Origin of the sequence: Brucella oryzae, assembly GCF_041929965.1 — a bacterium.
Lineage (GTDB): Bacteria > Pseudomonadota > Alphaproteobacteria > Rhizobiales > Rhizobiaceae > Brucella > Brucella oryzae.
On record NZ_JBHEEO010000003.1, the window covers coordinates 124,985 to 148,121 of the forward strand.

The window sequence follows — 23,137 nt, forward strand, 5'->3', positions numbered from 1 at the left end:
CGGCGCTTTTTCTGTCCTTGCTTGACATTTAATCAATCGATTGATTAAATCTTGAAATGAGTACAACGAAACATAACCGCCAGGAGCCGCCATCGGTCGATCAGACACGAATGGCGCTGATCCATGCGGCCTTGCAGCTTTTCGGCTCAAAGGGATTTGACGCCACGTCGACCCGCGAGATTGCCGGTCTGGCCAAGGCGAATATCGGTTCCATTGCCTATCATTTCGGCAATAAGGAAGGGCTGCGACTGGCGGCAGCAGATTATATTGTTGAAACGATACAGGGCATTGCAGGGCAGGCGCTCGGACACCACGGTGTGATCAGTGCACCTGCCGAAACGAAGGAAACTGCCCGTGAGCAACTTGGTCTGGCGCTGGAGCGGATGACCTATTTCATCGTCGCACAGCCGCAATCAGGCGAGATCGTGCAGTTCCTTATGCGGGAACTCGCGCATCCGACGGCGGCGCTCGACCGCATCTATTCCGGGGTATTCGAGCCGACGCATAAAAGGCTTTGTGCCATATGGGAGGTCGCGACGGGTGAACCTGCCGAGAGTGAGGCCACGCGGCTTCTCGTCTTCACCCTGCTGGGGCAGGTTGTTTATTTCCGCATCGGTCGGGAGGCGGTGAAACGGCGCATGGGCTGGCCGACGATGGGCGAGGATGAGGCGGCTGCGGTCGCAGCAATCGCACGCCAGAATCTCATGGCTATTCTTGCAGTGAAGGACGCCGCCAAAGACGGCGAGGTGTTGGCATGAGCATTCTCTGCATTCTTCCTTTCGCCTCTTATCTTTTCGCTGCGTGCAGCGCCCAGCCCCTTGCGGTTGGCTATGTCGAGGGCGAATTCGTGCAGCTTGCACCACTGGAAGTGGCGCAGGTCCAGTCCGTGGCTGTCCGACGTGGTGATCGCGTCGAACCGGGCAAGCCGATAGCAAGGACGGAAGATGCGGATGCGAAGATCGCGGTCGCGCAGGCTGAGGCCGCACTGGCGCAGGCGCGAGCGCAACTGGCGGATTTGCAGGTTGGCAAGCGCCCCGATGAAATTGCCGTTCTGGAAGCGGCCGTCAGGACAGCCAATGCGCAGGCAGACGATGCCCGGCGAACGCTTTTGCGCACGCAGGACCTGACCAGGCGCGGGGTGATGACACAGGCACAGCTCGATGATGCCGCCACCAAGGTCGAAGTGGCTGAGGCCTCGATCAATCAGGCCACAGCCAATCTGGCGGTTGGTCGCTTGCCCGCGCGCCCGGAAGAGATCAAGGCGGCGGAAAATGCCGTCAAGAGCGCCCAAGCGCAGCTGGATTCCGCACGCTGGCATCTGACCAAGCGAACGATTGAAGCACCCGCACCGGGCCGGATCACCGATGTCATCCGCAATCCGGGAGATATTGCGGGTCCGTCCGCACCGGTGCTGACCATGCTGCCGGACGGTGCGGTCAAGCTGAAGGTCTACATACCGGAGGACAAGTTCTCGGCGGTGCGGGTCGGCGATATGCTGTCGGTGCGCTGCGATGGCTGTGCGCCCGGCCTGCAAGCCCGTGTGAGCTATGTTTCGCCCGATCCGGAGTTTACGCCGCCCGTCATCTATTCGCTCGAAACGCGCCAGAAACTTGTCTATCTCGTCGAGGCCCATCCGGTCGATCCCGCATCGCCTCTACAACCCGGCCAGATCGTGGATGTCGATCTGGCTGCGGATTGAGCGGGGGCGGCGATGGTCAACGTCATCGACGTCAAAGGTCTGGTCAAGCGGTTCGGCGATGCTACGGTCGTCGATCATGTGAGCATGTCGGTGGCCGAGGGCGAGATTGTCGGCTTTCTGGGGCCGAACGGTTCGGGCAAGACGACCACCATCCGCATGATGTGCGGGCTGTTGACGCCCGACGAGGGGGAAGGGCAGGTGCTTGGTTTCGATCTTCGCACCGAAGGGCTGAAGATCAAGCGAGAAGTCGGCTACATGACGCAGCGCTTTTCATTCTATGAAGACCTGACCATTGCCGAAAACCTTGAATTCGTTGCACGCCTCTACCGGCTGAAGCCGGTGAAGGAGCATGTGGCGCGCACGCTTGAGGAACTGGGCCTGACGTCACGCGGAGACCAACTGGCGGGCACGCTTTCCGGCGGCTGGAAGCAGCGGCTGGCACTGGCGGCCTGCATCATGCACAAGCCGAAGCTTCTGCTGCTGGATGAGCCGACCGCCGGGGTCGATCCGAAGGCGCGGCGTGATTTCTGGGACGAGATACATCGTCTGGCGGATGGCGGGCTGACTGTGCTCGTCTCAACCCACTACATGGATGAAGCCGAACGGTGCCACCGCATCAGCTATATTTCCTATGGCAAGCTATTGGCGACGGGAACCGTCCGCGATGTCATTGATAAGGCCGGGCTGACGACCTTCATCGTCAACGGTCCAAGGCTTGGCGAAGTGGCGCGGGAACTGGAGAGTGAAGCAGGTGTCGAGCAGGTTGCGCCTTTCGGCGCGACGCTGCATGTCGTGGGGTCGGACAGGAAGAAGCTTGAGGCGGCTCTGGAAAAGATCAGGCATCGTGGGGGCATTACCGTCGAGGCGGGTGAAACCAGCCTTGAGGATGTGTTCATCCAGTTCATGGCCAATGCCCAGGACAATATGTCGAAAGGCAGAAATTCCGGGAGCGGCAAGCCATGAACGGCTGGTTCTCATTCGGGCGTCTAGGCGCAATGCTGGTGAAGGAATTCATCCAGATGCGGCGCGATCGCATCACCTTCGCCATGATGCTGGTCGTTCCGCTGATGCAGCTTTTGCTCTTTGGTTTTGCCATCAACAACGATCCGAAGAGCCTGCCAAGCGCGCTGGTTGTGACCAGTCAGGACCACTATACGCGCGCCATGATTTCCGCGCTGGAAACAACAGGCTATTACCGCTTCGACCATGTGGTGCAAAGTGCGGCGGAAGCCGAGGCGCTGATCGCCAATGGCACGGTTTCCTTCGTGGTGACGATCCCGTCGGATTTTGCAAGGCGTGTCGATGCGGGCGAACAGCCGCAGATACTGATCGAGGCGGATGCGACCGATCCGTCGGTGGCAAGCGGCGCCATTTCCACGCTTGGAACCGTCGCAAGTCAGGCGCTCCTGCGTGAACAGGGCAAGCAGGCTGAGGCTGCAGATGCCGCGCGAAGCCAGCTAGAGGTCATCGTGCATCGGCGTTACAACCCGGAAGGCGTGTCGCAATACAATATCGTTCCCGGTCTTTTGGGTGTCATCCTGCAAATGACGATGGTGATGATGACGGCCATGGCACTGACCCGTGAGACCGAACGCGGCACGATGGAAAACCTGCTTGCTATGCCCGCCACGCCTGCTGAAATCATGCTGGGCAAGGTTCTGCCATTTCTGGTCGTCGGCGGTGTTCAGGTTGTGGTCGTGCTGGTCGCGGCCAAGCTTCTGTTCGGCGTGCCCTTTGTGGGGTCGCTGGCGCTTCTCCTGACTTGCGTGCTGATCTTCGTCCTGTCGCTAGTCCTGCTCGGCTACACGATCTCGACGGCGTCGCGCACGCAGATGCAGGCCATGCAGCTTACCTTCTTCTTCTTCCTGCCATCGCTGATGTTGTCCGGTTTCATGTTCCCGTTTCGGGGTATGCCCGATTGGGCGCAGACGCTGGGCGAGATTTTTCCGCTCACGCATTTTCTGCGGATCGTCCGTGCTGTCATGCTTAAGGGCGCCCACCTCTCCGACATTGCCGGAGAAGTGAACGCCCTCATATTCTTCGTGTTCCTGTTTGCGTCGCTGGCGCTTCTGCGCTTCAGGAGAACGTTGGATTAGCAGGCTGATGGAGCCAGCGCTGTTTTCGGGCGGCGAGACAGCGTGAACAACAGTCCTGCCGCTGCCAGAAGGCCGCCTGCGACCGGAATCGCTGCATAGCCATAGCCTGCGCTGATGACGCCGCCGCCAAGGGCCGCGCCCACCGCATTGCCGAGGTTGAACGCGCCGATATTGATCGATGATGCCAGCCCCGGCGCTTCCGATGCAGCCTGCATCACGCGGGTTTGAACTGGGGGAACGATTGCGAAAGCCGCCGCACCCCAGGCGAGCAGGCCGATTGCCGCACCGATATGGCTTCCCAGCAGAAACGGCAATGCCAGACTGATGATGGCAAGCGCTGCAAGAAATATCCGCGTTGCTCCATTGAGTGACCAGTCTGCGAGGCGCCCGCCGAGCGCGTTGCCAATGGTGAAGCCCACGCCAATGAGAATGAGCGCCAGCGTCACGAAACTTTCCGAAGCGCTGGTAAGGTCTGCCAGTACGGGTGCCACATAGGTGTAGAGCGTGAACATCGCGCCAGCGCCCATGACGGTCGTTGCGAGCGACATCAGCACGGTCGGGCGCATCAGGACGCCAAGCTCACGACGGATGTCGGGCATCTTGCCTGCCTCGCCACGCGGCAGCGAAAGCCAGAGCGCCGAGATGGCGAGCAGGCCCAGAACAGCAGTACCGGCAAATGACATGCGCCAGCCGATCTGCTGGCCAATCCATGTCGCTGCCGGGACGCCGCCGATATTGGCAATCGTCAGGCCCATGAACATGGTGGCAACGGCGCTTGCCCGCTTTTCAGGCGGCACGACACTGGCTGCAACAATGGAACCGAGGCCGAAAAATGCACCGTGATTGAGGCTCGTTACCAAGCGCGCTGCAAGCAGCGTCCAGTAATCCGGTGCGAGAGCCGACAGGATGTTGCCGAGCGTGAATATGCCCATCAGCAGCATCAGGGCCGTGCGTTTGCCGAACCGCCCGAAGGCAAGCGTCATGATCGGTGCGCCGACCATCACGCCGATAGCATAGGCGCTGACCAGAAGACCAGCTGTCGGGATGGAAACGTCAACGCCGTCGGCAATGACCGGCAGCAGACCCATCGGCGCGAATTCTGTGGTGCCGATACCGAAGGCACCGATTGCAAGCGCCAGAAGCGGCCAGTTGAAACCGGCCGCCTTCGTTGCGCTGTCATGAGACTTCATCGTGCTCATCATAGTCTCCGTTATTTGTCCCAGACTGGAGCCAGACCTTCAGGGCTGACCAGTCGTCCATCGGGGCGGGCGAGTCTGGAAATCGCGGTCATGTCTTCTGCGCTGAGCTCAAAGTCGAATATGTCGAAATTTTCAGCGACACGCTCGGGCTTGGCCGTCTTGGAAAGGGCGATAAAGCCACGTTCGATCAGCCAGCGCAGACCGACCTGAGCGGCCGTCTTGCCGTATCGAGCGCCAATGGCCTGCAAGATGGGGTCGCGCGGCACTGCGCCATCAGCCATGCCGTAATAGGCGGTGATGGCAACACCTGCTGCCCTTGCGGCGTCGGCTACGGCGTTCTGGTCGAGATAGGGGTGGACTTCGATCTGGTTGGTGACGATAGGTGCTGCACTGCGAAGGACAGACTCTTTCATCTGCGCGACATTCTGATTGCTCACGCCGATGAAGCGCGTCTTGCCTGCCGCTTGCACAGCGTTCAGCATGTCTATCTGGTCGGCAATAGCCACCTTGTCGGCAGGCCAGTGCAGAAGCAGGAGGTCGACCCGATCCACTTTCAGCTTGTCCAGGCTTTCGTCGACGGATGTACTGAATTTTTCGGGGCTATAATTATCGACCCAGACTTTCGTGGTGAGAAACAGGTCTTCGCGTCGTGCGCCTGCCTTTTCCAGTGCGCGCCCGAGAGCAGCCTCGTTCTGGTAGATCTGCGCTGTGTCGAAATGGCGGAAGCCAGCTTCCAGCGCCGCTGGAACAACGTTTTCCACTTCCGCATCCATCATGCGGAAAACACCGAAGCCGAGCGCGGGTATGGTCGCGCCGTGTGCGTTCACGATTTTCATATTATCTCCTGTCGATTGGCCTTCGGCGTTTCGCGTGAGGAGCGCGAGCTTGGGAGGCTCATGCTTCGGGCCGTCATTTTGTTGATCCTGTACCAAGCAGCTTTCGGTCAGGTTTGATTTCGTGAAGCAGAAATAGGATAATCGCGCGGACTTGAAAATCCGCTCGGAATCCACATTATCTGTGAAACGATTTCACAGATGGAGCGGGCAATGGATAATCGCGTTGGCGAAATGCAGGTTTTTATGCGGGTTGTTGAAACGGGTAGTTTCTCCGAAGCCGCCCGTCTTCTGCGTATGAACCCTTCGACCATCAGCAAGCTCATATCCCGTATCGAAGCAAGGCTCGGCGTGCGGCTTCTGGAACGCTCGTCCCGCCGCCTGTCGCTGACGACCGAGGGACAGATTTATTATGAGCGTAGTCAGGGACTGCTGCGCGATTTCGAGGCAGTCGAACGCGAGCTTTCGCAGGGCTCTGCGAGCACGGGCGGTACTGTGCGCGTCAACGCTTCTGTGGCACTGGGCACGCTGGCTCTGGAACCTTTGCTGCCGGAATTCCTGTCGGCCTATCCGAATATCGTGATCGACTTGTCTCTGTCTGATGAGCTGGTCGACCTTTATCTTGATCGCACCGATGTGGCTTTCCGTATCGGCACCTTGCCCAATTCCAGCATGATGGCGCGCAAGCTTGGTACGGCGCGGCGCAAGATCGTGGCGGCTCCCGCCTATCTGGAACGTTGCGGTACGCCGTTGACCATAGACGACCTTGCCGATCACAATTGCATCGGTTTCAATTTCCGCCGCGCCGCACCCGTCTGGCCGCTGAAGGAAAGCGGTCGCATCGTGGATCGCGCGGTCTACGGTTCACTGCTGGCCAATAACGGGGAAACGGTCCGGCGTATGGCGGTAGCTGGGCTGGGGCTCGCCCGGATTGGCGATTATCACGCGCGGAACGATCTCGCTTCTGGCGCTTTGGTGGAGGTTTTGGCCGAGGCGGTCGAGAACGACATAGAGGAAGTACACGCCGTGTTTCTTGGCGGCGCGCGACTGCCGCAACGAGTCCGTGTTTTCCTTGATTTTGTAGTGCCGCGTCTGCAGGCTTATCTTGCGACTTAATCGGGCCGATTTACTCGAATCATCGGCGATGATCCCCGGAAACGTCGAATTTCCGGCGCAAAACACGTGCTTCATCCAAAATAATTAGGTTTCCGATAGCCTAACGATTTCAGCTCGTTGCTGATATGCGCCCCTATGATCACGGGTTAGTGCTCCGCTTTTGTGTTGACTATTAACATTTCGTTAACCACAGTTTGTTGCAATATGTAACATAGCGTTACATTTCTTGATGTCGAACGAGGTGTGGATTGAGCAAAAACCGGCAGACCAGACAGCAATCCTTGCAGGCAAGGGGGAGGTCTGCCGTGGCTGACATGACGTCGTTCTGGGGGCTGATGCGTGCCTATTGGATTTCCGACCGCTGGAAGGAAGCCTGGGTTCTCACCATCGCAATCTTCCTGATAACGGCCTTCGTGAGCAAGACCACCGTATGGGTGGCCGAGGCCTCGGGCCTGCTCATGAATTCCATTGTCAATGTCAACACTGCGCCTGTTCAGCATCCTCTCATGACTATTGCCGCCAATGCGGGCATTCTCGTGCTGTTGATGCTGGCAAAGGACGTGATGCTGGTCGGCTCTCGCCATTTCCTGTCCACAACGCTGCACCGTAAGTGGCGCAAATGGTTGAACGACCAGTTCTCCACTGCGCTGTTGAACGGCAAGCACACGCATTTCCACCTGCAACAGGGTAGGGGCAAGGATCAGCCTGACAATATCGATCAGCGTCTGCAGGAATCGATCAAGGGCATGACCGGTGGCGCCATCGGCCTCGTCATGGGCATTGTCGGGGTGTTCCTGTCTGCTTTCTTCATCGGCCAGAAGCTGATCGAAATGTCCACGCATGTGGAGGGGCTGGATTTCCTCGGCAGCTATGGCAGCGCCGTTCTGGCCTTTGCTGCAATCGTGATCTATGTCCCGCTCGGAACGCTGATCGCGATCAAGATCGGCAAGCGACTGGAGCGTCTCAATCTCGGCATCCAGAAGGCCGAAGGTTCCTATCGTGGCGAGTGGACGACGCTGCTGCGTCGCAGTTTTCAGATTTCGGCATCCGGCGGCGAGGCCGTCCAGCGGTCGGTCAATGACCGTCTTTACAAGGATGTCGATGGCACCTGGAACCGGCTCAATCGTTTCGATGCCGCCTATCTCGCTTTCTCGCAGGCCTATGGTTTTCTGTCGAACCGTATCGTTGCCTATATTCCGGGTCTTTTGCCCTATATGAGCGGCTCCGTCAGTTTTCGGAACTATGTAACGGGTGCGGAACTCGTCGCGGCAATGATTAATGATTGTTCGTGGTTCATTCAGGTCATGCCGGCAATTGCCAATCTGCGCGCCAATGCGGGCCGTGTGATCGGCCTCGCGCAGGCAATCGAAAATGTTCAGGACCCGACCGAGTTCTACAGCCGATCCGGCATCAACCGCTTTGCTTTCGCTGAGCAGCATCCGCGCTTCGGCCTGTCGGTGCGCAATCTCACCCTCATGCAGGGACCGGACAGCGAAGCACCGTTCCTGCGCTCCGGCGTCATCAATATTCGTTCCGGCGACTGGGTTTATATGCGGGGCGAATCCGGCTCTGGCAAAACCTCCTTCGTCAAGGCGCTGAACGGCCTGTGGCCCTATGGCACCGGCGATATCATCTATCCGCAGAACGCCACCTCGCTTTATGCGACGCAGGAGGCCAAGTTCCCGTCTGTCACGCTGAAACAGCTTGTCAGCCTGCCCGCCGATGAAAGTCTGTTCAGCGATCTTGCTGTTGCTGCGGTGCTGCACGAGGCGGGGTTGGGCGAATTCATCGAGCGCATGAACGACGCCGATGCCGATGGTGCGCCGTGGGATATGGTTCTTTCCGGCGGACAGAAGCAGAAGATCGTGCTGGCGCGCATTCTGTTGCACAAGCCGTCGATCATCTTCCTTGACGAGGCAACAGGCGCCCTCGATCCGACTTCCAAGATGCGCTTCCATGAGGCGCTGAAGACGCGCTGCCCGCAAGCTATCGTCATCAGCATCATGCATGAGGACAAGCTGCCGCTGCTTGAAAACGGCCAAAACGTCTATTCGCATGTGCTGGATATCCGCAACGGCACTGTCTCGCTGCGTCCGGTTCACTTCGATACAATGCCGGATGTGGCTGTTGAAACGCCTCTCATCGCCGCTGAATAAAGCCGTAAGGTTGCAAAAGTCCAAATTTGGACTATATTCTGATCTGGACGATTGGAGGCAGCCATGGCCAGAAGCAATGCGGCGTTGAAGACAGTGATAGGCAAGGGGCCGGATATTCTCGACGCGGCCCGCTTTGCTCCTCATTCACGCAAGAGTTTGAGCGGGCCGGGCCTGCGCACGTTCCTTTCCATTGCCGATCTTTGGGGGCTGGACGAACAGCAGCGGCTCATGGTGCTGGGGCTGCCTTCGAGATCGACCTATTATAATTGGGTGAAGGCGGTGCGTGAACATCGCGACATTACGCTCGATGTGGATGTGCTGATGCGGCTATCCGCCGTGCTCGGCATTCATCAGGCTCTGGGTGTGCTTTACTCGGATGAGAAGGCTGGCATCCGCTGGTTACATACGCCCAATCAGGCTGGGGTCTTCGGCAGTCATCCACCGTTGAGCCTGGTAACAAGCGGCTTGCAGGATGGCTTGCTGACCGTCCGCCGGTTTCTGGATGCGGCGCGCGGCGGCCTTTACATGGAGCCGAACGAACTGGATCGCGAGTTTCGGCCTTATCGCGATGAGGACGTGGTGTTCTCGTGAGGCGCAATCCCGCCCCACAGCCAAGCTATCGCCTGATCCCGTCGCGTTTTCCGCCGATTGGTCTTTTTGACACGGTTGCTACTGCTGCCGATCTGGAAGCGGTGATGGAACTGGCAGGCTGGACGAATGATCGTCTTCTGACTGAGCGATTGCAGCGCCTTCCGCATGAGGAATGGGTGTTTGGCAGGCCCAATTCCAGCATTGTCATGGCGACGTTTCTCCATGTGGCGCCGGGCGGCATGCGCTTCAACGGGCCGGAACTCGGTGCCTGGTATGCGGCGGCGCGGCTCACCACCTCAGTCGTCGAGGTTGCGCACCACATGCGTCGCGAAACCGTTGCAACGCAGCAGGACGGTCTGGTGCGTACGTTTCGGGTCTATACGGCGAAGCTGGAAGAAGAGTTTGTCGATATATGCGGCGAGCAGGCAGGGTTACCCGCTGTCTATGATCCGACGGATTACGCGGCCTCACAGACATTCGGCGAAGAGATGCGCAGGGGAGGTGAGTTTGGAATTCTGTTCGACAGTTTGCGCCACGAAGGCGGCATCAATGCTGTCGCATTTCGCTCCAGCCGGATCGGGCAAGTAACGCAGGGCGATCATTACGAAATCACGGTCGAAAGAGCCTCGCAGCGCATTCAAGCGAAAAAGCTCAATAGTTGAAGAGGCTGGAGACTGAAGAGGCAGTCACTACCGTCCACCTGGATTGTTTCCCCAGAGAATTTCCCGAAAACCGCTTCGCACTTTTCGGGATGCACTCTAACGCTCCAGGTCACACGGCCCACTCCACATCCGTGGTAAAGGCAATCGTCAGCCAACGGTTCGGCCCTTCACCGCCAAGCGCGTCGCCGATTTCATCACGCAAGGCGTCCCACTCCTCAAGTTTTCGTGGTGGGAGATCTTGAGGTACGATGAAATAGAGTTCGATCTGCTTGCCACGACCGACCTTGGCGACATAAGCGCGATATGACAGAAAGCCGTTCCGTTTGACGAACTCTTCCGCAACCGCATCGACATGCTGTTTGAGATCAACGGGCGTAATCAGGAATATGTCGGCCAGTGCCTGCCTGATCGTGCCGATTGGCATGGGAATGATGACAAGACAAACGACCGCGAGAACGGCCGGATCGATATAGGGCGTCACCCAGCCGAGCTCGGTTCCCTCAATCGCGTAGCCGATCGAAAAAGCGACCAAAAGCGCCGCAGTAATCCCACCCGACATGATCCAGGCTTTGGCGTCGAGCGCCACGAAGTCAGATTTCAATGTGCGGTTTGCGCGCATTTCGAACCACGCCATGCCGAGACAGGCGATAAGCGCGAGGACCGCATAGAAAATCGCATAGCTGAATTCAAGTTCGCGTCCGCCATCCATAAGGCTGCCGATTGCGTTGATGAGTGCGTAGATCGCAACGCCGGTGAGCATCATGCCATTGAGGCCCAATACCATTGGCTCAAGATGCCAGAAGCCCATTGTGAAGCGATCGCGCAATTTTCCGCGCGGCTGTTCCGGCAAGGCAGAAAGGGCGATGAGGCGCGAGACGAGAAGGGCGAGCCCGCTCATCGCAGCATCGGCCAGCATGTAAACGCCATCAAACACGATAGAAAACGAGCCGGATAACAGGCCGAAAACGACGCCGAAACCAGCAACCAGGATAGTAACTGCTATGGAAATTTGAAGAATAGATTGTTCACTGCGCAATTTTTACTCCGATATAAACAGCATGCAACGCGGTCTGGTCTCGGATGTGCGTCTCTGCGTCCCGAACCAACTCCGCGTTGCACGCCAAATCTATACCAGTGGTGTGGATCTGACAAATCGCGTCAAATTTTTGGATATTCTTATGCCCATTCCGGCACTCGGGTTGCGGACTCGCGAAGGATCAGTTCGACGGGCCATAATTCATGAATGTCGGTGGCTGCGCGTCCGTCAAGTATGTCCATCACAAGGTCGGCGCAGCGTTTTCCTGCGGCACGCATCGATGAGCGCGTCGCGGTCAGGGACGGTACCATATTGTCGGCACTCAGAAACGAGATGACGTCGTCATGAGCGATGACAGAAATATCCTTGCCGATTGAAAGGCCGAAAGATCGTGCAGCGCGATAAATGCCAAGCGCAGTCATCATTGAACCGGCGACAAATGCCGTCGGTCGTGGATTGCGTTCCAGAAGCTTGTGTGCGAGTCGATAGCCGACCTCATCCGTGAAATCGCCGTGCTCGACAAGGTTCGGATCGAAAGTGATGCCCCTGTTTTCGAGAGCTTTCCGATAACCTTCGTCGCGGTGGAGTGAGAAGGTGAAACCGTAGCGACCGTTTATCATTGCGATATGATGATGCCCGAGATCGAGCAGGTGGGTAGTCGAACGATAAACCGCACCCTCATTGTCGATATCCAGCCAAGCGTGCGGAATGTCGGTATCAGACCGTCCGTGCACGAGAAAAGGCATGCCCAGTTCGTGCAGCATGCGGATGCGCTCGTCATTGGGTTTTGGAGACGTGACGATGATTGCATCAACTCGGTGGCTGGTGGCCAGGCGTCGGCAGAGTTGCACTTCATCATCGGTCCCATTATTGGCAATCGGGCTGACGAGAATGTCGACTTCATCCTGACTAAGCCGTTCCGCCATGCCGCGCATGAATTCGGCGAAGTGAAACTCGCTGTTGCGGCCCATCACAACGCCGATGGCACCGGCACGCCCCGTCACCAGCCTGACCGCATTGACGTTGGGTCGGTAACCGAGGCGGATAGCCTCATCCATGACCCGCTTTCGCGTGCTTTCCGCCACTTCAGGATAGCCGCTCAGTGCCCGGCTGACGGTCGTGGCTGAGAGGCCGAGATGTTTGGCGAATTCACGGAGTTTCATTTGGCTTTCGAACTATACAGGCAGGCAAGGCGGCGGATTATAGCCGCTTCCCTGCGATTAACAATTGGTTGGTCGAATTCTGTGCACCGCTGCAACATATAGGGTGCATGAAATCCAAACCGATTTCAAGTTTGTTTGAATCTCTGATCGAGAATGTTTGAAGAAATATATTTCTGAAGTTTTTATCAACAATGGGTCGACCATATAAGTCATTGAATTATATTACGTTAGAGCTAACTTCATACGAAGTGAAGCGAGGTGATAATCTTCGCCTTGACAGGAATGCGGTCCTCTGCGACCCTCTCTTTATCCAAACCGTTTTCGATTTTATCGAGATGCTTATAAAATGGATGGGAGGAGGGAGCGATGAAGGCTTTTCAGGTTCTGCTTGGGACATGCGTGGCGCTTGGTCTGGCGACAGTGAATGGTCATGCGGTGGAGATTTCCATCGCAGCAAATTCGACGGGCAATAACATCAAGTTCCTGCAGGAACAGGTTGTCAAATTCGAGAAAGATACCGGCAACAAGGTCAATATCGTTTCAATGCCGTCATCGAGCAGCGAGCAGTTCAGCCAATATCGTCTGTGGCTCGCAGCCGGGAACGCCGATATCGATGTCTATCAGACCGATGTGGTATGGGCGCCGCAACTGTCCGATCAGTTCATCGATCTCACGGAAGCGACGAAAGATGTGACGGGCGCGCATTTCCCCTCGATCATCGCCTCTCAGACGGTCAATGGGAAGCTGGTCGCACTGCCGTTTTATACCGACGCACCAGCCCTGTTTTACCGTAAGGATCTGCTCGAAAAATACAACAAGCAGGTTCCCAGGACATGGGATGAGATGACGGCGACCGCCAAGGAAATCATGGACAAGGAGCGGGCTGAAGGAAAATCCGATCTGTGGGGTTACGTGTTTCAGGGTAACGCTTATGAAGGTTTGACCTGTAACGCACTTGAATGGGTCAAATCGTCGGGTGGCGGCCAGATCGTCGAGGCTGACGGTACGATTTCCATCAACAACGAAAAGGCAGCGGCGGCCATCGATCGCGCCAAGGGCTGGATCGGCACGATCTCGCCGCAGGGCGTGCTTGCCTATCAGGAAGAGGAATCCCGAGGCGTCTGGCAGACCGGCAATGCCGTCTTCATGCGCAACTGGCCCTATGTTTATGCGCTTAGCAACAGTGCCGATAGCGGCGTGAAGGATAAATTCGATGTGGCCCCGCTTCCTTCTGGCGCCGAAGGCGAGCCGCCTGCCTCGACGCTTGGCGGCTGGAACCTTGCCGTTTCCAAATATTCCACCAAGCAGGATGCTGCCATCGCGCTTGTGAAATATCTGGCGTCGCCGGAAGTGCAGAAGGCACAGGCGGTCGAAATCTCGCGCTTGCCGACCATTGAAGCACTTTACGATGACAAGGATGTCATTGCAGCGCAGCCTTTCATGGCCAATTGGAAGCCCATTTTCCAGAATGCCGTGCCGCGCCCATCGGCTGCGACGAAGGTGAAATATAACGAAGTCTCATCAAAATTCTGGACTGCCGTGCACAAGACGCTCTCGGGCAACGGTACTGCGGCGGAGAATCTCGAAATGCTTGAGGTCGAACTGACTGAGCTGGAAGGCTCCGGCTGGTAGGGGACCAATCAAGCCGCGTTCGGGTTGTGCTCCCAAGCCCCAAACGGGCAGCCCGGACGCTTCTTTCTTCCTCAGCAGGACCAAGAGTGGGATCATGAAGGAGACTTCTCTCGATATTTCGGGGAATTCGGCCACAAAAAGCCGGGTTCACTCCGATCTGCGCGCGCAACGTATCCGATCGGCATGGGTGTTTCTCGCGCCCACATTGATTGTGCTGGCGCTGGTGGCAGGCTGGCCGCTGTTCCGGACCATATATTTCAGCTTTACCAATGCATCCTTGACGAGCCTTGGTGCTGCGGAGTTCGTCGGCTTTAACAATTATCTGTCCTGGGTGACGCTCAAGAGCGGACGTACCATCTATCGCGGTCTTCTCGCCGATCCTGCCTGGTGGGGTGCAGTCTGGAACACGATCAGGTTCACTATTCTGTCGGTCAGTCTTGAAACGATCTTTGGATTGATCGTCGCGCTGGTGCTGAACGCAAATTTCCGGGGGCGGGGGCTTGTGCGCGCCGCAATCCTGATCCCGTGGGCAATTCCGACGATTGTGTCGGCCAAGATGTGGGGCTGGATGCTCAATGACCAGTTCGGCATCCTCAATCATATCCTGCTCAATCTTGGTATCATCAGTCAGAAGATAGCCTGGACGGCTAACCCCGACACCGCGATGATCGCAATCCTGATCGTCGATGTCTGGAAGACGACACCTTTCATGGCGCTGCTTATTCTGGCGGGTCTGCAAATGGTGCCATCTGACATTTATGAAGCGGCGAAGATCGACGGTGTGCATCCGCTGAAAGTGTTCTGGCGTGTGACGCTGCCGCTGATTCGTCCGGCGCTGATGGTCGCGATCATCTTCCGTATGCTGGATGCCTTGCGCATCTTCGACCTGATCTATGTGCTGACGCCGAACAACGCGCAGACCAAGACCATGTCGGTTTTCGCGCGCGAAAACCTCTTCGACTTCGACAAATTTGCCTATGGCGCGGCAGCATCGACGATGCTGTTCCTCATCATCGCGGCCATCACCGTGCTCTACATGTTCTTTGGACGCGTGAACATCGCCAGCAGGGGAGAATAGAAGATGCGGTACATAAAGTTAGCTGGCTTCTATCTTCTGGTGGCGATCATCATTCTGGTTGCAGTGTTCCCGTTCTATTATGCGATTATCACCAGTGTGAAATCGGGAACGGCGCTGTTTCAGGTCGATTACTGGCCGACCAATTTCTCGATTGAGAACTATACCAGCGTGCTGATACAGGGCAGCTTCCTTCGCAGTCTCGGCAATTCGCTGCTGGTGGCTACAGTGGTCGTGGCGATCTCACTGCTGCTGGCGGTGACAGCGGCATATGCGCTGGCGCGTGTGAAATTTCGTGGTCGCGGACTGTTACTGCTCACCATTCTTTCGGTGTCGATGTTCCCGCAGATCGCCGTTCTGGCAGGCTTGTTCGAGCTGATCCGCTTCCTCGGCATCTTCAACACGCCGCTGGCACTGATCTTTTCCTATATGATCTTCACGCTGCCTTTCACAGTCTGGGTACTCACTACCTTCATGCGCGATCTGCCTATAGAGATCGAAGAAGCAGCCATCGTGGACGGCGCATCGCCATGGGTCATCATCACGCGGGTTTTCATGCCGCTCATGTGGCCCGCACTGGTGACGACGGGTCTGCTTGCCTTCATTTCGGCATGGAACGAGTTCCTGTTCGCGCTCACCTTCACCTCTTCGGGCAGCCAGCGCACCGTGCCTGTGGCTATCGCGCTTCTGTCCGGCAACAGTCAGTTTGAAATCCCCTGGGGCAATATCATGGCGGCTTCGGTCGTCGTTACGGTTCCCCTTGTCATCCTCGTGCTCATCTTCCAGCGGCGGATCGTGTCCGGTCTGACGGCAGGCGGCGTCAAGGGCTAGGAGTTTTATACATGGCAGAACTTCAGTTGCGCGATGTGCGCAAGTCTTTCGGCAACTTCGATGTCATCAAGGGCGTGGATATGGATATCCGGCCCGGCGAGTTCATGGTCTTCGTTGGCCCTTCCGGTTGCGGAAAGTCCACGCTGTTGCGCCTCATTGCGGGCTTGGAAGAAATTTCATCGGGAAGCCTCGCCATCGATGGAACAGTGGTCAACAGTTTCGCGCCGTCGAAGCGCGGCATCGCCATGGTGTTTCAGTCCTATGCGCTTTATCCGCATATGACGGTCTATGAGAACATGGCCTTTGGCATGCAGCTTGCGGGCAAGAGCAAGGATGAATGCAAAAGCCGCATTCACAAGGCCGCGGAGATGCTGCAGCTGACGCCCTATCTTGAGCGCCTGCCACGCCAGCTTTCCGGTGGGCAGCGGCAGCGCGTCGCGATTGGCCGCGCCATAGTGCGTGATCCGAAAGTGTTCCTCTTCGATGAACCCTTGTCCAACCTCGATGCGGCACTACGTGTGGCTACAAGGCTTGAGATCGCCAAGCTCCACCAGAGCATGGAAGACACCACCATGATCTATGTCACACACGATCAGGTGGAGGCGATGACGCTGGCCGACCGCATCTGCGTGCTGCGCGACGGACGGGTGGAGCAGATCGGAACGCCGCTTGAGCTTTACGAAAAGCCGAATTCACTTTTCGTCGCCGGATTCATCGGGTCACCGAAGATGAATTTCCTGACCGGCAGATATAGTGAGCCTTTTGGCGCGCATACGGTGGGCCTGCGTCCCGAACACCTCGCCATCGCGCCCGACGGAGGCCATTGGACCGGTCAGGTAATCCACACCGAAATCCTCGGTTCCGATACCTATGTCTATATCGATCTTGGTCTGGAGGAGCCGCTGGTGGTTCGCGAAAGTGGGGTAGCATCGCGCAGGTCAGGCGAGACGCTCTCGGTTTCCCCGACAGGGGAAAATATTCATCGTTTCGATGAAAAAGGCCGCGCTGTTTGACGCCGACCTCCCAAGCCTCGAGCATGATCCGACCGGAGCGAAACGAGGATCGATAAGATTATGCTTGAAATAGAAGAAGTTAGGGCGCCGATCCGATCCAATCAGATCAAAACGCGCTTTAACGGCACATGAGACAAATGGGCCGCGATGCCCGCAGCAAGGAGAATACTCGTGCCTATTCGTACCATCGTCTGGGGTGAAAACATTCACGAGCAGATCAATGAAACAGTGCGTTCGGTCTATCCGAACGGTATGCACAACACGATTGCCGAGGCGCTGAATGAGGACAGCGCAATCGAAGCGACGACTGCCACCTTGCAGGAACCGGAACATGGCTTGCCAGAAGCGCGCCTTGCTGAGACCGATGTGTTGGTCTGGTGGGGTCATAAGGATCATGGCGCGGTCAGCGATGCAGTGGTGGAGCGCGTGGCCCGACGTGTCTTCGAGGGGATGGGCCTTATCGTACTCCATTCCGGGCATTTCTCCAAAATCTTCAAGCGACTTATGGGAACGCCCTGCGCGCTGAAATGGCGTGAAGCGGGTGAGCGTGAACGGTTATGGGTGGTCAATCGCGGTCATCCGATCACGCAGGGGCTGGACGAGAATTTCGTGCTCGAGAACGAGGAAATGTATGGGGAACAGTTCTCCGTGCCTGAACCGCTCGAAACGGTTTTCATTTCGTGGTTTGCGGGTGGCGAAGTCTTCCGCTCGGGCATGACCTGGCGGCGCGGCGCGGGCAATGTATTTTACTTTCGGCCCGGCCATGAGACTTATCCCACCTATCACGACGCGAATGTGCGAACGGTTCTGCGCAATTCAGTCAAATGGGCTTACAATCCGCAAGCAGCATGGACAGGCATTCATACCGCCCCGAATGTACCCGTCGAGATGGCGCTGGAGCCGATCGTGGAGCGCGGGCCGAAATTGCACAAGGCCGGTGAGGCCGGTTATCGCTGAGGTGCATCATGCGTCTTCTTATTCTTGGAACAGGCGGCATGGCGAAAAACCATGCCGAAGCCTTCAAGGCCATCGAGGGCGTGGAGGTCGTGGCGGCTTGCGATGTTTCGGCGGTGCGCGTCGATGCGTTTTCAGAAAACCACGACATTCACAATCGTTTCACGCGGCTGGAGGATGCGCTGGAGTGGGATCGCTTCGATGCGGTTGCCAATGTGACCCCGGATGCCATCCATCATCCCACCACTCTGGCGCTGGTTGGCGCAGGCAAGCATGTCTTTTGTGAAAAGCCGCTGGCTGAAAGCTACGAGAAGGCTGCAGAAATGGCGGACGCTGCCGAGCAGGCGGGCGTGGTCAATATGGTCAACCTCACCTATCGCAATGTTGCGCCCTTGCAGAAGGCGCGCGAAATGGTAATGGCGGGTGAGATTGGTCAGGTGCGCCATTTCGAGGCGTCCTATCTGCAAAGCTGGTTGGTCTCGAAGACCTGGGGCGATTGGAAAACGGAGAGCAAGTGGCTCTGGCGACTTTCCACCCGGCACGGCTCCAATGGCGTTCTGGGCGATGTGGGTATCCATATTCTTGACTTCGCTACCTATGCCATCGGCAGCGATGTGGAGCGTGCGTCGGCGCGCCTCAAGACTTTCGAGAAGGCGGAAAACAACCATATCGGCGAATATGTGCTGGATGCCAATGACAGCTTCGTCATGATGGCGGAATATGCCAATGGCGCACTGGGTGTCATCCATGCAAGTCGCTGGGCAACCGGTCATCTGAATGAGCTGCGCCTGCGTATCCATGGCGACAAGGGTGCGCTGGAAATTCTCCACACGCCTACCGGTTCGAGCCTGCGCGGCTCCATCGGCGAGGATATTGAAACGCCGGTCTGGCGGGATATCGATGCGGGTACGGTAGAGACAAATTACCAGCGTTTTGCGCGTGCCGTGACCGATGTTGCGGAACTGGAACCGAGCTTCCGTCACGCCGCAAATCTGCAGCGCGTTCTTGACCATGCGATGAGCGTGGACAAGCCACTGCCGGAAGTGGTGAACGGATAGAACGGAAGCCCTCTCGGTATGACCGGGAGGGCTATCGGCTAGTGGTCTGATTCCGACATTTGAAACGGCATCTCATTCAGACGGGATTCAAATGTCAAATTCAGTCCACTAGCTGTCTTTGGTAAAGGTGTTGTCTACCTCACCACGGAAGAAGTCACGGCCATATATCAAAAGGCACAGGACAACACCGGTCGCAAAAGCCCATGCGGCACCGCGCGTGGCAAGAACTGCACCGACCACACCGGCAATGCCGAGATCGCGCTGGGAACGTGCTTCGAGAATGCCGACCCGGACCGAAACATATCCCTGAATAAGCAAAGTAAGGGCGAGTGCGACACCAAGTATCGGCTGCACCAGGGTGACGATCGGCATCAGGAACAGGCCGGTATTGGTGCCCCAGCGAAATGAGCCTGCGCCGCCGAAGATCGAATGCATTGCCTTCTTTCCTTGCGAAAAACGCTCGGTGATGACCACATGCATAGCTGACCAGAGCGGGCCGCACATGCATACATCCGGTCCAAGAACACTCATTGCAGCATTGCGCCCGCCAAAAATGAGATGCGCCCGGTCTGGGTTGTAGTCCACTTTTTCATCGGGGCGAGCTTCGTCGGCTTCCTTTAGAATGGCACGGCTTTGCAGGACATCGCCGAACACGACGATATAGGCTGCAAGCATGGTCGGGATTGCACTGAGAAACATCGAAAGTGGCGGCAAGCCAAGGCCGAAAACAGTATACTCACGCCAAAGCGTGGTGAAATCCGGACTTGTGATCGACCATTCGAGCTTTGGCCACTGTGCTTCGCCGAAGAGAGGAGCGATAATGACAGCGAGCAGAATAATCGGGAATACGCCGAGCTTTCCGATAATAGCGAGCACCGGATTTCTGTTCTTGATGCGCGCAAAATGGCGGGAAAAGATGACATAAAAACCAAGGCCGACGGCGATGGTGATCGTGAAGGGAAACGTATCGAAACGTCCACCAAGCTGGAAAACCGATATGACTGCGGCAAATCCTGCGCCGACTATAATGCCCGCCTTGATAGCGGCAGGAATGAGTTGCACCACGCGATGCGCCATGCCCGTCGCACCGATAAAAATCGAGAAGATGCCGAGCATCATTTGAAATGCGACCAGCGCATGGACGCGTTCCGGCCCTTCGGGGAATGTGGCGCAATAGGCCATCAAAAGTGGAATAGCAGGCGTGATCCAGCCCGGAACGACAGGGTCGCCCAGAAGATGGTGCGCGAGATAGAACAGCCCGTTCAGCACGACCACCGCAAGGGCAACTTCGAAGGGCATTCCAAGGAGCTCAGTCATGAGCGGGATGGCGGACAGATCCACCGCGCACATAAGCAGACCTTGAAAATAGTCAGGCCATTCGAATTTGTAATGGACGAAAGGCAATCGAATTTTGAACGGTCCGGCAGGCCAATAGGGCTGCTCCTGACCGTCGATGCGTTCAGTGCTCAATTTATTCTCCGGGGACATAAGGACAGACTGCGGAGAAGTGGCAGTCAGCTCACTTCCCCGGCGCCTGATCCGTCAGGTTGTTATGTTTGGTCAGAAAGCTTCGCGATAGAGTGCCAAAGCGTCGGCCTCGGTCACGTCAACCGGGTTATTGCCCAGAAGCCGGGTTTGCAGCATCGCGTCGCGTGCCAGCATTTCGAGGCTGTCCTCCGTCACGCCGACATCGCGTAGGCGACGCGGTGCGCCGGACTTGTTCATCAGCTCTTCCATATAGGTAACGAAGGCCGCCGAGCGCGCTTCCGTGGTGCCTTCCGATTTCTCCAGCAGGAGATCGCCAAGCTCTGCATAAAGCTTGGCTGCGCCCGCCATATTGTAGCGCAGTACCGGTCCCAGCATTAGCGCGTTGGAAAGGCCATGCGGCACATGATAATGACCACCTAGAGGATAGGCCAGTGCATGAACGGCACCGACAGGCGAATTGGAGAAAGCCTGCCCGGCATAATTGGCACCGAGCAGCATTGCCTCGCGGGCATGGCGATCATTGCCATGGCTGCACGCCGTGATCAGATTGGCCGAAAGAAGCTTCAGCGCTTCGCGGGCGAATGCGTCGGAGAGCGGGTTCTTCTTGATGCGGCTCGTATATGCCTCGATCGCATGGACCATGGCGTCGATACCGGTTGCAGCCGTATGAAGGGCAGGCAGACCACAGGTCAGTTCTGCGTCAAGGATAACGAAGTCAGCGTAAAGCTGACGGGCGACCACGCCCATCTTCGTGGTCTCGCCGGTCGTCAGAATGGTGATGTTGGTGACTTCTGATCCGGTTCCAGCCGTGGTTGGAATCTGGACCAATGGAAGACGGCTGCCCTGCACCTTGCCGATACCGTAGAGTTCGGAAAGTTTTTGTTCGGAGACAAGCAGCACTGCTGCGAGCTTGGCGATATCCATGGACGAGCCGCCGCCCAAACCGAGCACGAGGTTGCAACCGGCAGTTTTTGCTTGCTCGACGCAGGCGAACAGCACGGCTTCCGGTGGGTCGGCTACCACATCATCGAAAACGCTGATACCGAAGCCTGCTTTTTCCAGCGAGGCCAGTGCATCGTTAAGGACACCAGCCTTATGGAGCCCCTTGTCCGTCACGATCAGAATCTTGCGTTCGGAAAACCGTTCGCCGAGAATTTCGCCAAGGCGCTTTGCAGCGCTCCATTCGACGAGCATCGAGCCGACCGTATCGAACGAAAATGGCTTGATCTCTGTTGTCATCATTCCACCCTTATCACTTTCACCAGCGCCGAGGTCTCTCATTTCCTCACCGGCACACAACGCTGGGCTTATTCGGGAGACGCTTCTGTCTTGGGAAGGAAGCGCTCTCGTAGTTTTCCGATGCAGCCGATGCACCGGCGGTCCTGAAAGAAAAGTCTTGGGAGAAACCTTTCATTTGTTCAATATATTGAACAATGTTCAAAACTGGATGATCGTTACAGGATAAGAAGCCGGACTGTCAATTTCTCCCTTCGGCTAAGATGTCGAAATCAACTCTTAAAAGCTGTCCGGTGAGGTAGCTCAAAACATAAGTGATTGAAAATGTACCTGTCGTCCGTGTGTTCCACACGACTTTGTGATGCTTCAATCAAAATAACTTGCCGGACTTCGCCCAAGGCTGCGTTTGAACGTTGCGGCGAAAGCGCTTGTGCTTTGGTACCCGCAGTCCAGTGCGACGGTAACAACAGGCATGCCTGCAGCCAAAGCGGGCAGGGCAGCGAGCAATCGTGCCTGTTGTCGCCAGCGACCATAGGTCATTCCGGTTTCACGCTCGAAATGGCGCATGAAACTGCGCCTGCTCATGCCCATTCGACAGGCGGCGGCATCAAGGGTTAGTTCCGTATCGGGCTTCGATTGCAATGCTCCGCAAAGATCGCGGAATCGTTGATCGACGGGCATGGGTAGATTGAGGGGCTCTGCGGGGAGAAAGGTCAGTTCTTCCAACAAAAGTTCACTGATGCGCTGTGTAAGGGACGTGATGGCGCGATCCTGCAAATCAACCAGACGCAGGATCAACTCCCGCAATAAGGGCGAAACTTCCACTACGCCGCAGGACGAGGGGAGAGGCCGGGCAGCGTCGGGACGGACAAAGATAGTGCGAAACTGAACCGGTCCGTGGCTGCGCGTTGCATGTTCCACCATCGAAGGTACCCATACCGCGCGGTTGGGCGGTACGACCCATGTGCCATTCTCCGTTGTGACGGATACTACACCGGCGCGCGCATAGATCAATTGCGCATCCTGATGGCGGTGTGGTGGTCCGGCAAAGGCAGCATCATCTTGCGCCAGGGCAGACAGGCCAAGTGCAAGCGGTGGAGGGTAATTCAGCGACATGGGTTGACCCTTTTGCACTCTACAATGACCCGAATGCGCAAGAATGCCAACATCCAATCGTCTATGCTTAGTTAAAGAAGTTCATTTTCCAGAGAGCCAGACATTGCCCGTTTGCGCATGCCTTAAGACATTGGCTTCGACGGAGTTGAACGCTCCGGCCGGCGATGCGCGTCTCGCTTCCGT

Annotated in this window: 21 protein-coding genes; 14 read left to right on the top strand and 7 right to left on the bottom strand. The window is 56.9% G+C overall.

Annotation, left to right across the window (positions count from 1 at the left end; translation table 11 throughout):
• Window positions 1-56 precede the first annotated feature (56 nt).
• From JNC70_RS04055 to JNC70_RS04070, 4 genes are read left to right on the top strand one after another with little or no spacing between them, the layout of a single operon-like run.
• A complete protein-coding gene (locus tag JNC70_RS04055; protein ID WP_104755609.1) occupies window positions 57-758 on the top strand; it encodes a DUF1956 domain-containing protein in 702 nt (233 codons plus the stop codon).
• Entirely contained in the window at window positions 755-1,699 is a 945-nt protein-coding gene (locus tag JNC70_RS04060; RefSeq protein ID WP_104755608.1) for an HlyD family secretion protein, read from the top strand. Before JNC70_RS04055 ends, JNC70_RS04060 begins: the two co-directional genes overlap by 4 nt.
• Window positions 1,700-1,711: 12 nt before the next feature.
• Window positions 1,712-2,662: an ABC transporter ATP-binding protein gene (locus tag JNC70_RS04065; protein ID WP_104755607.1), complete on the top strand. Its 951-nt coding sequence runs from the start codon at window positions 1,712-1,714 to the stop codon at window positions 2,660-2,662.
• Entirely contained in the window at window positions 2,659-3,795 is a 1,137-nt protein-coding gene (locus JNC70_RS04070) for an ABC transporter permease (RefSeq protein WP_104755606.1), read from the top strand. Before JNC70_RS04065 ends, JNC70_RS04070 begins: the two co-directional genes overlap by 4 nt.
• Here JNC70_RS04070 and JNC70_RS04075 read toward each other — a convergent pair.
• Complete coding sequence (locus tag JNC70_RS04075) at window positions 3,792-4,994, bottom strand: MFS transporter (protein ID WP_104755605.1); 1,203 nt, start codon at window positions 4,992-4,994, stop codon at window positions 3,792-3,794. The genes JNC70_RS04070 and JNC70_RS04075 overlap by 4 nt on opposite strands.
• An 11-nt stretch (window positions 4,995-5,005) precedes the next feature.
• Window positions 5,006-5,830, bottom strand: coding sequence for an aldo/keto reductase (locus tag JNC70_RS04080; protein ID WP_104755604.1), 825 nt, complete (start codon window positions 5,828-5,830; stop codon window positions 5,006-5,008).
• A gap of 210 nt (window positions 5,831-6,040) precedes the next feature.
• Here JNC70_RS04080 and JNC70_RS04085 point away from each other — a divergent pair, with 210 nt between their 5' ends.
• The 4 genes from JNC70_RS04085 to JNC70_RS04100 all read left to right on the top strand — a co-directional run bounded on the left by JNC70_RS04085 (window position 6,041) and on the right by JNC70_RS04100 (window position 10,352).
• Window positions 6,041-6,943, top strand: coding sequence for a LysR substrate-binding domain-containing protein (locus JNC70_RS04085; RefSeq protein WP_104755603.1), 903 nt, complete (start codon window positions 6,041-6,043; stop codon window positions 6,941-6,943).
• A 305-nt stretch (window positions 6,944-7,248) separates the two neighbouring features.
• Window positions 7,249-9,099 carry an ABC transporter ATP-binding protein/permease gene (locus JNC70_RS04090; protein WP_167394058.1) on the top strand — a complete coding sequence of 617 codons (1,851 nt, stop codon included), beginning with the start codon at window positions 7,249-7,251 and terminating at the stop codon, window positions 9,097-9,099.
• Window positions 9,100-9,162: 63 nt separating this feature from the next.
• Entirely contained in the window at window positions 9,163-9,690 is a 528-nt protein-coding gene (locus tag JNC70_RS04095; RefSeq protein ID WP_104755601.1) for an MbcA/ParS/Xre antitoxin family protein, read from the top strand.
• A complete protein-coding gene (locus JNC70_RS04100) occupies window positions 9,687-10,352 on the top strand; it encodes an RES family NAD+ phosphorylase (RefSeq protein ID WP_104755600.1) in 666 nt (221 codons plus the stop codon). The genes JNC70_RS04095 and JNC70_RS04100 overlap by 4 nt, the downstream gene beginning before the upstream one ends.
• Window positions 10,353-10,461: 109 nt before the next feature.
• Here the strand turns inward: JNC70_RS04100 and JNC70_RS04105 are convergent, their stop codons facing one another.
• On the bottom strand, window positions 10,462-11,388 hold the full coding sequence (locus tag JNC70_RS04105; protein WP_104755599.1) for a cation diffusion facilitator family transporter: 927 nt from the start codon (window positions 11,386-11,388) through the stop codon (window positions 10,462-10,464).
• A 140-nt stretch (window positions 11,389-11,528) separates the two neighbouring features.
• On the bottom strand, window positions 11,529-12,551 hold the full coding sequence (locus tag JNC70_RS04110) for a substrate-binding domain-containing protein (protein ID WP_104755598.1): 1,023 nt from the start codon (window positions 12,549-12,551) through the stop codon (window positions 11,529-11,531).
• A 366-nt stretch (window positions 12,552-12,917) separates the two neighbouring features.
• On the opposite strand from JNC70_RS04110, the gene JNC70_RS04115 reads away from it, so the two are divergent.
• The 6 genes from JNC70_RS04115 to JNC70_RS04140 all read left to right on the top strand — a co-directional run bounded on the left by JNC70_RS04115 (window position 12,918) and on the right by JNC70_RS04140 (window position 19,114).
• Window positions 12,918-14,183 carry an ABC transporter substrate-binding protein gene (locus tag JNC70_RS04115; RefSeq protein ID WP_104755597.1) on the top strand — a complete coding sequence of 422 codons (1,266 nt, stop codon included), beginning with the start codon at window positions 12,918-12,920 and terminating at the stop codon, window positions 14,181-14,183.
• A 94-nt stretch (window positions 14,184-14,277) separates the two neighbouring features.
• The gene (locus JNC70_RS04120; RefSeq protein ID WP_245414753.1) at window positions 14,278-15,261 is read left to right on the top strand and encodes a carbohydrate ABC transporter permease; all 984 of its coding nucleotides are present in this window, start codon (window positions 14,278-14,280) and stop codon (window positions 15,259-15,261) included.
• 3 nt (window positions 15,262-15,264) lie between these two features.
• Window positions 15,265-16,089, top strand: coding sequence for a carbohydrate ABC transporter permease (locus tag JNC70_RS04125; RefSeq protein WP_245414752.1), 825 nt, complete (start codon window positions 15,265-15,267; stop codon window positions 16,087-16,089).
• An 11-nt stretch (window positions 16,090-16,100) separates the two neighbouring features.
• The gene (locus JNC70_RS04130; RefSeq protein ID WP_104755596.1) at window positions 16,101-17,102 is read left to right on the top strand and encodes an ABC transporter ATP-binding protein; all 1,002 of its coding nucleotides are present in this window, start codon (window positions 16,101-16,103) and stop codon (window positions 17,100-17,102) included.
• Between the two features lie 171 nt (window positions 17,103-17,273).
• A complete protein-coding gene (locus JNC70_RS04135; protein WP_104755595.1) occupies window positions 17,274-18,059 on the top strand; it encodes a ThuA domain-containing protein in 786 nt (261 codons plus the stop codon).
• An 8-nt stretch (window positions 18,060-18,067) separates the two neighbouring features.
• Complete coding sequence (locus JNC70_RS04140) at window positions 18,068-19,114, top strand: Gfo/Idh/MocA family protein (RefSeq protein WP_104755594.1); 1,047 nt, start codon at window positions 18,068-18,070, stop codon at window positions 19,112-19,114.
• A 108-nt stretch (window positions 19,115-19,222) separates the two neighbouring features.
• Here the strand turns inward: JNC70_RS04140 and JNC70_RS04145 are convergent, their stop codons facing one another.
• The 3 genes from JNC70_RS04145 to JNC70_RS04155 all read right to left on the bottom strand — a co-directional run bounded on the left by JNC70_RS04145 (window position 19,223) and on the right by JNC70_RS04155 (window position 22,954).
• On the bottom strand, window positions 19,223-20,584 hold the full coding sequence (locus tag JNC70_RS04145) for a hypothetical protein (RefSeq protein WP_208623450.1): 1,362 nt from the start codon (window positions 20,582-20,584) through the stop codon (window positions 19,223-19,225).
• A 90-nt stretch (window positions 20,585-20,674) separates the two neighbouring features.
• Window positions 20,675-21,844 carry an iron-containing alcohol dehydrogenase gene (locus JNC70_RS04150; protein ID WP_104755592.1) on the bottom strand — a complete coding sequence of 390 codons (1,170 nt, stop codon included), beginning with the start codon at window positions 21,842-21,844 and terminating at the stop codon, window positions 20,675-20,677.
• A gap of 360 nt (window positions 21,845-22,204) precedes the next feature.
• Window positions 22,205-22,954 (bottom strand): AraC family transcriptional regulator, encoded by a 750-nt coding sequence (locus tag JNC70_RS04155; protein WP_104755591.1) that lies wholly within the window; start codon window positions 22,952-22,954, stop codon window positions 22,205-22,207.
• Between the last annotated feature and the right edge of the window lie 183 nt (window positions 22,955-23,137).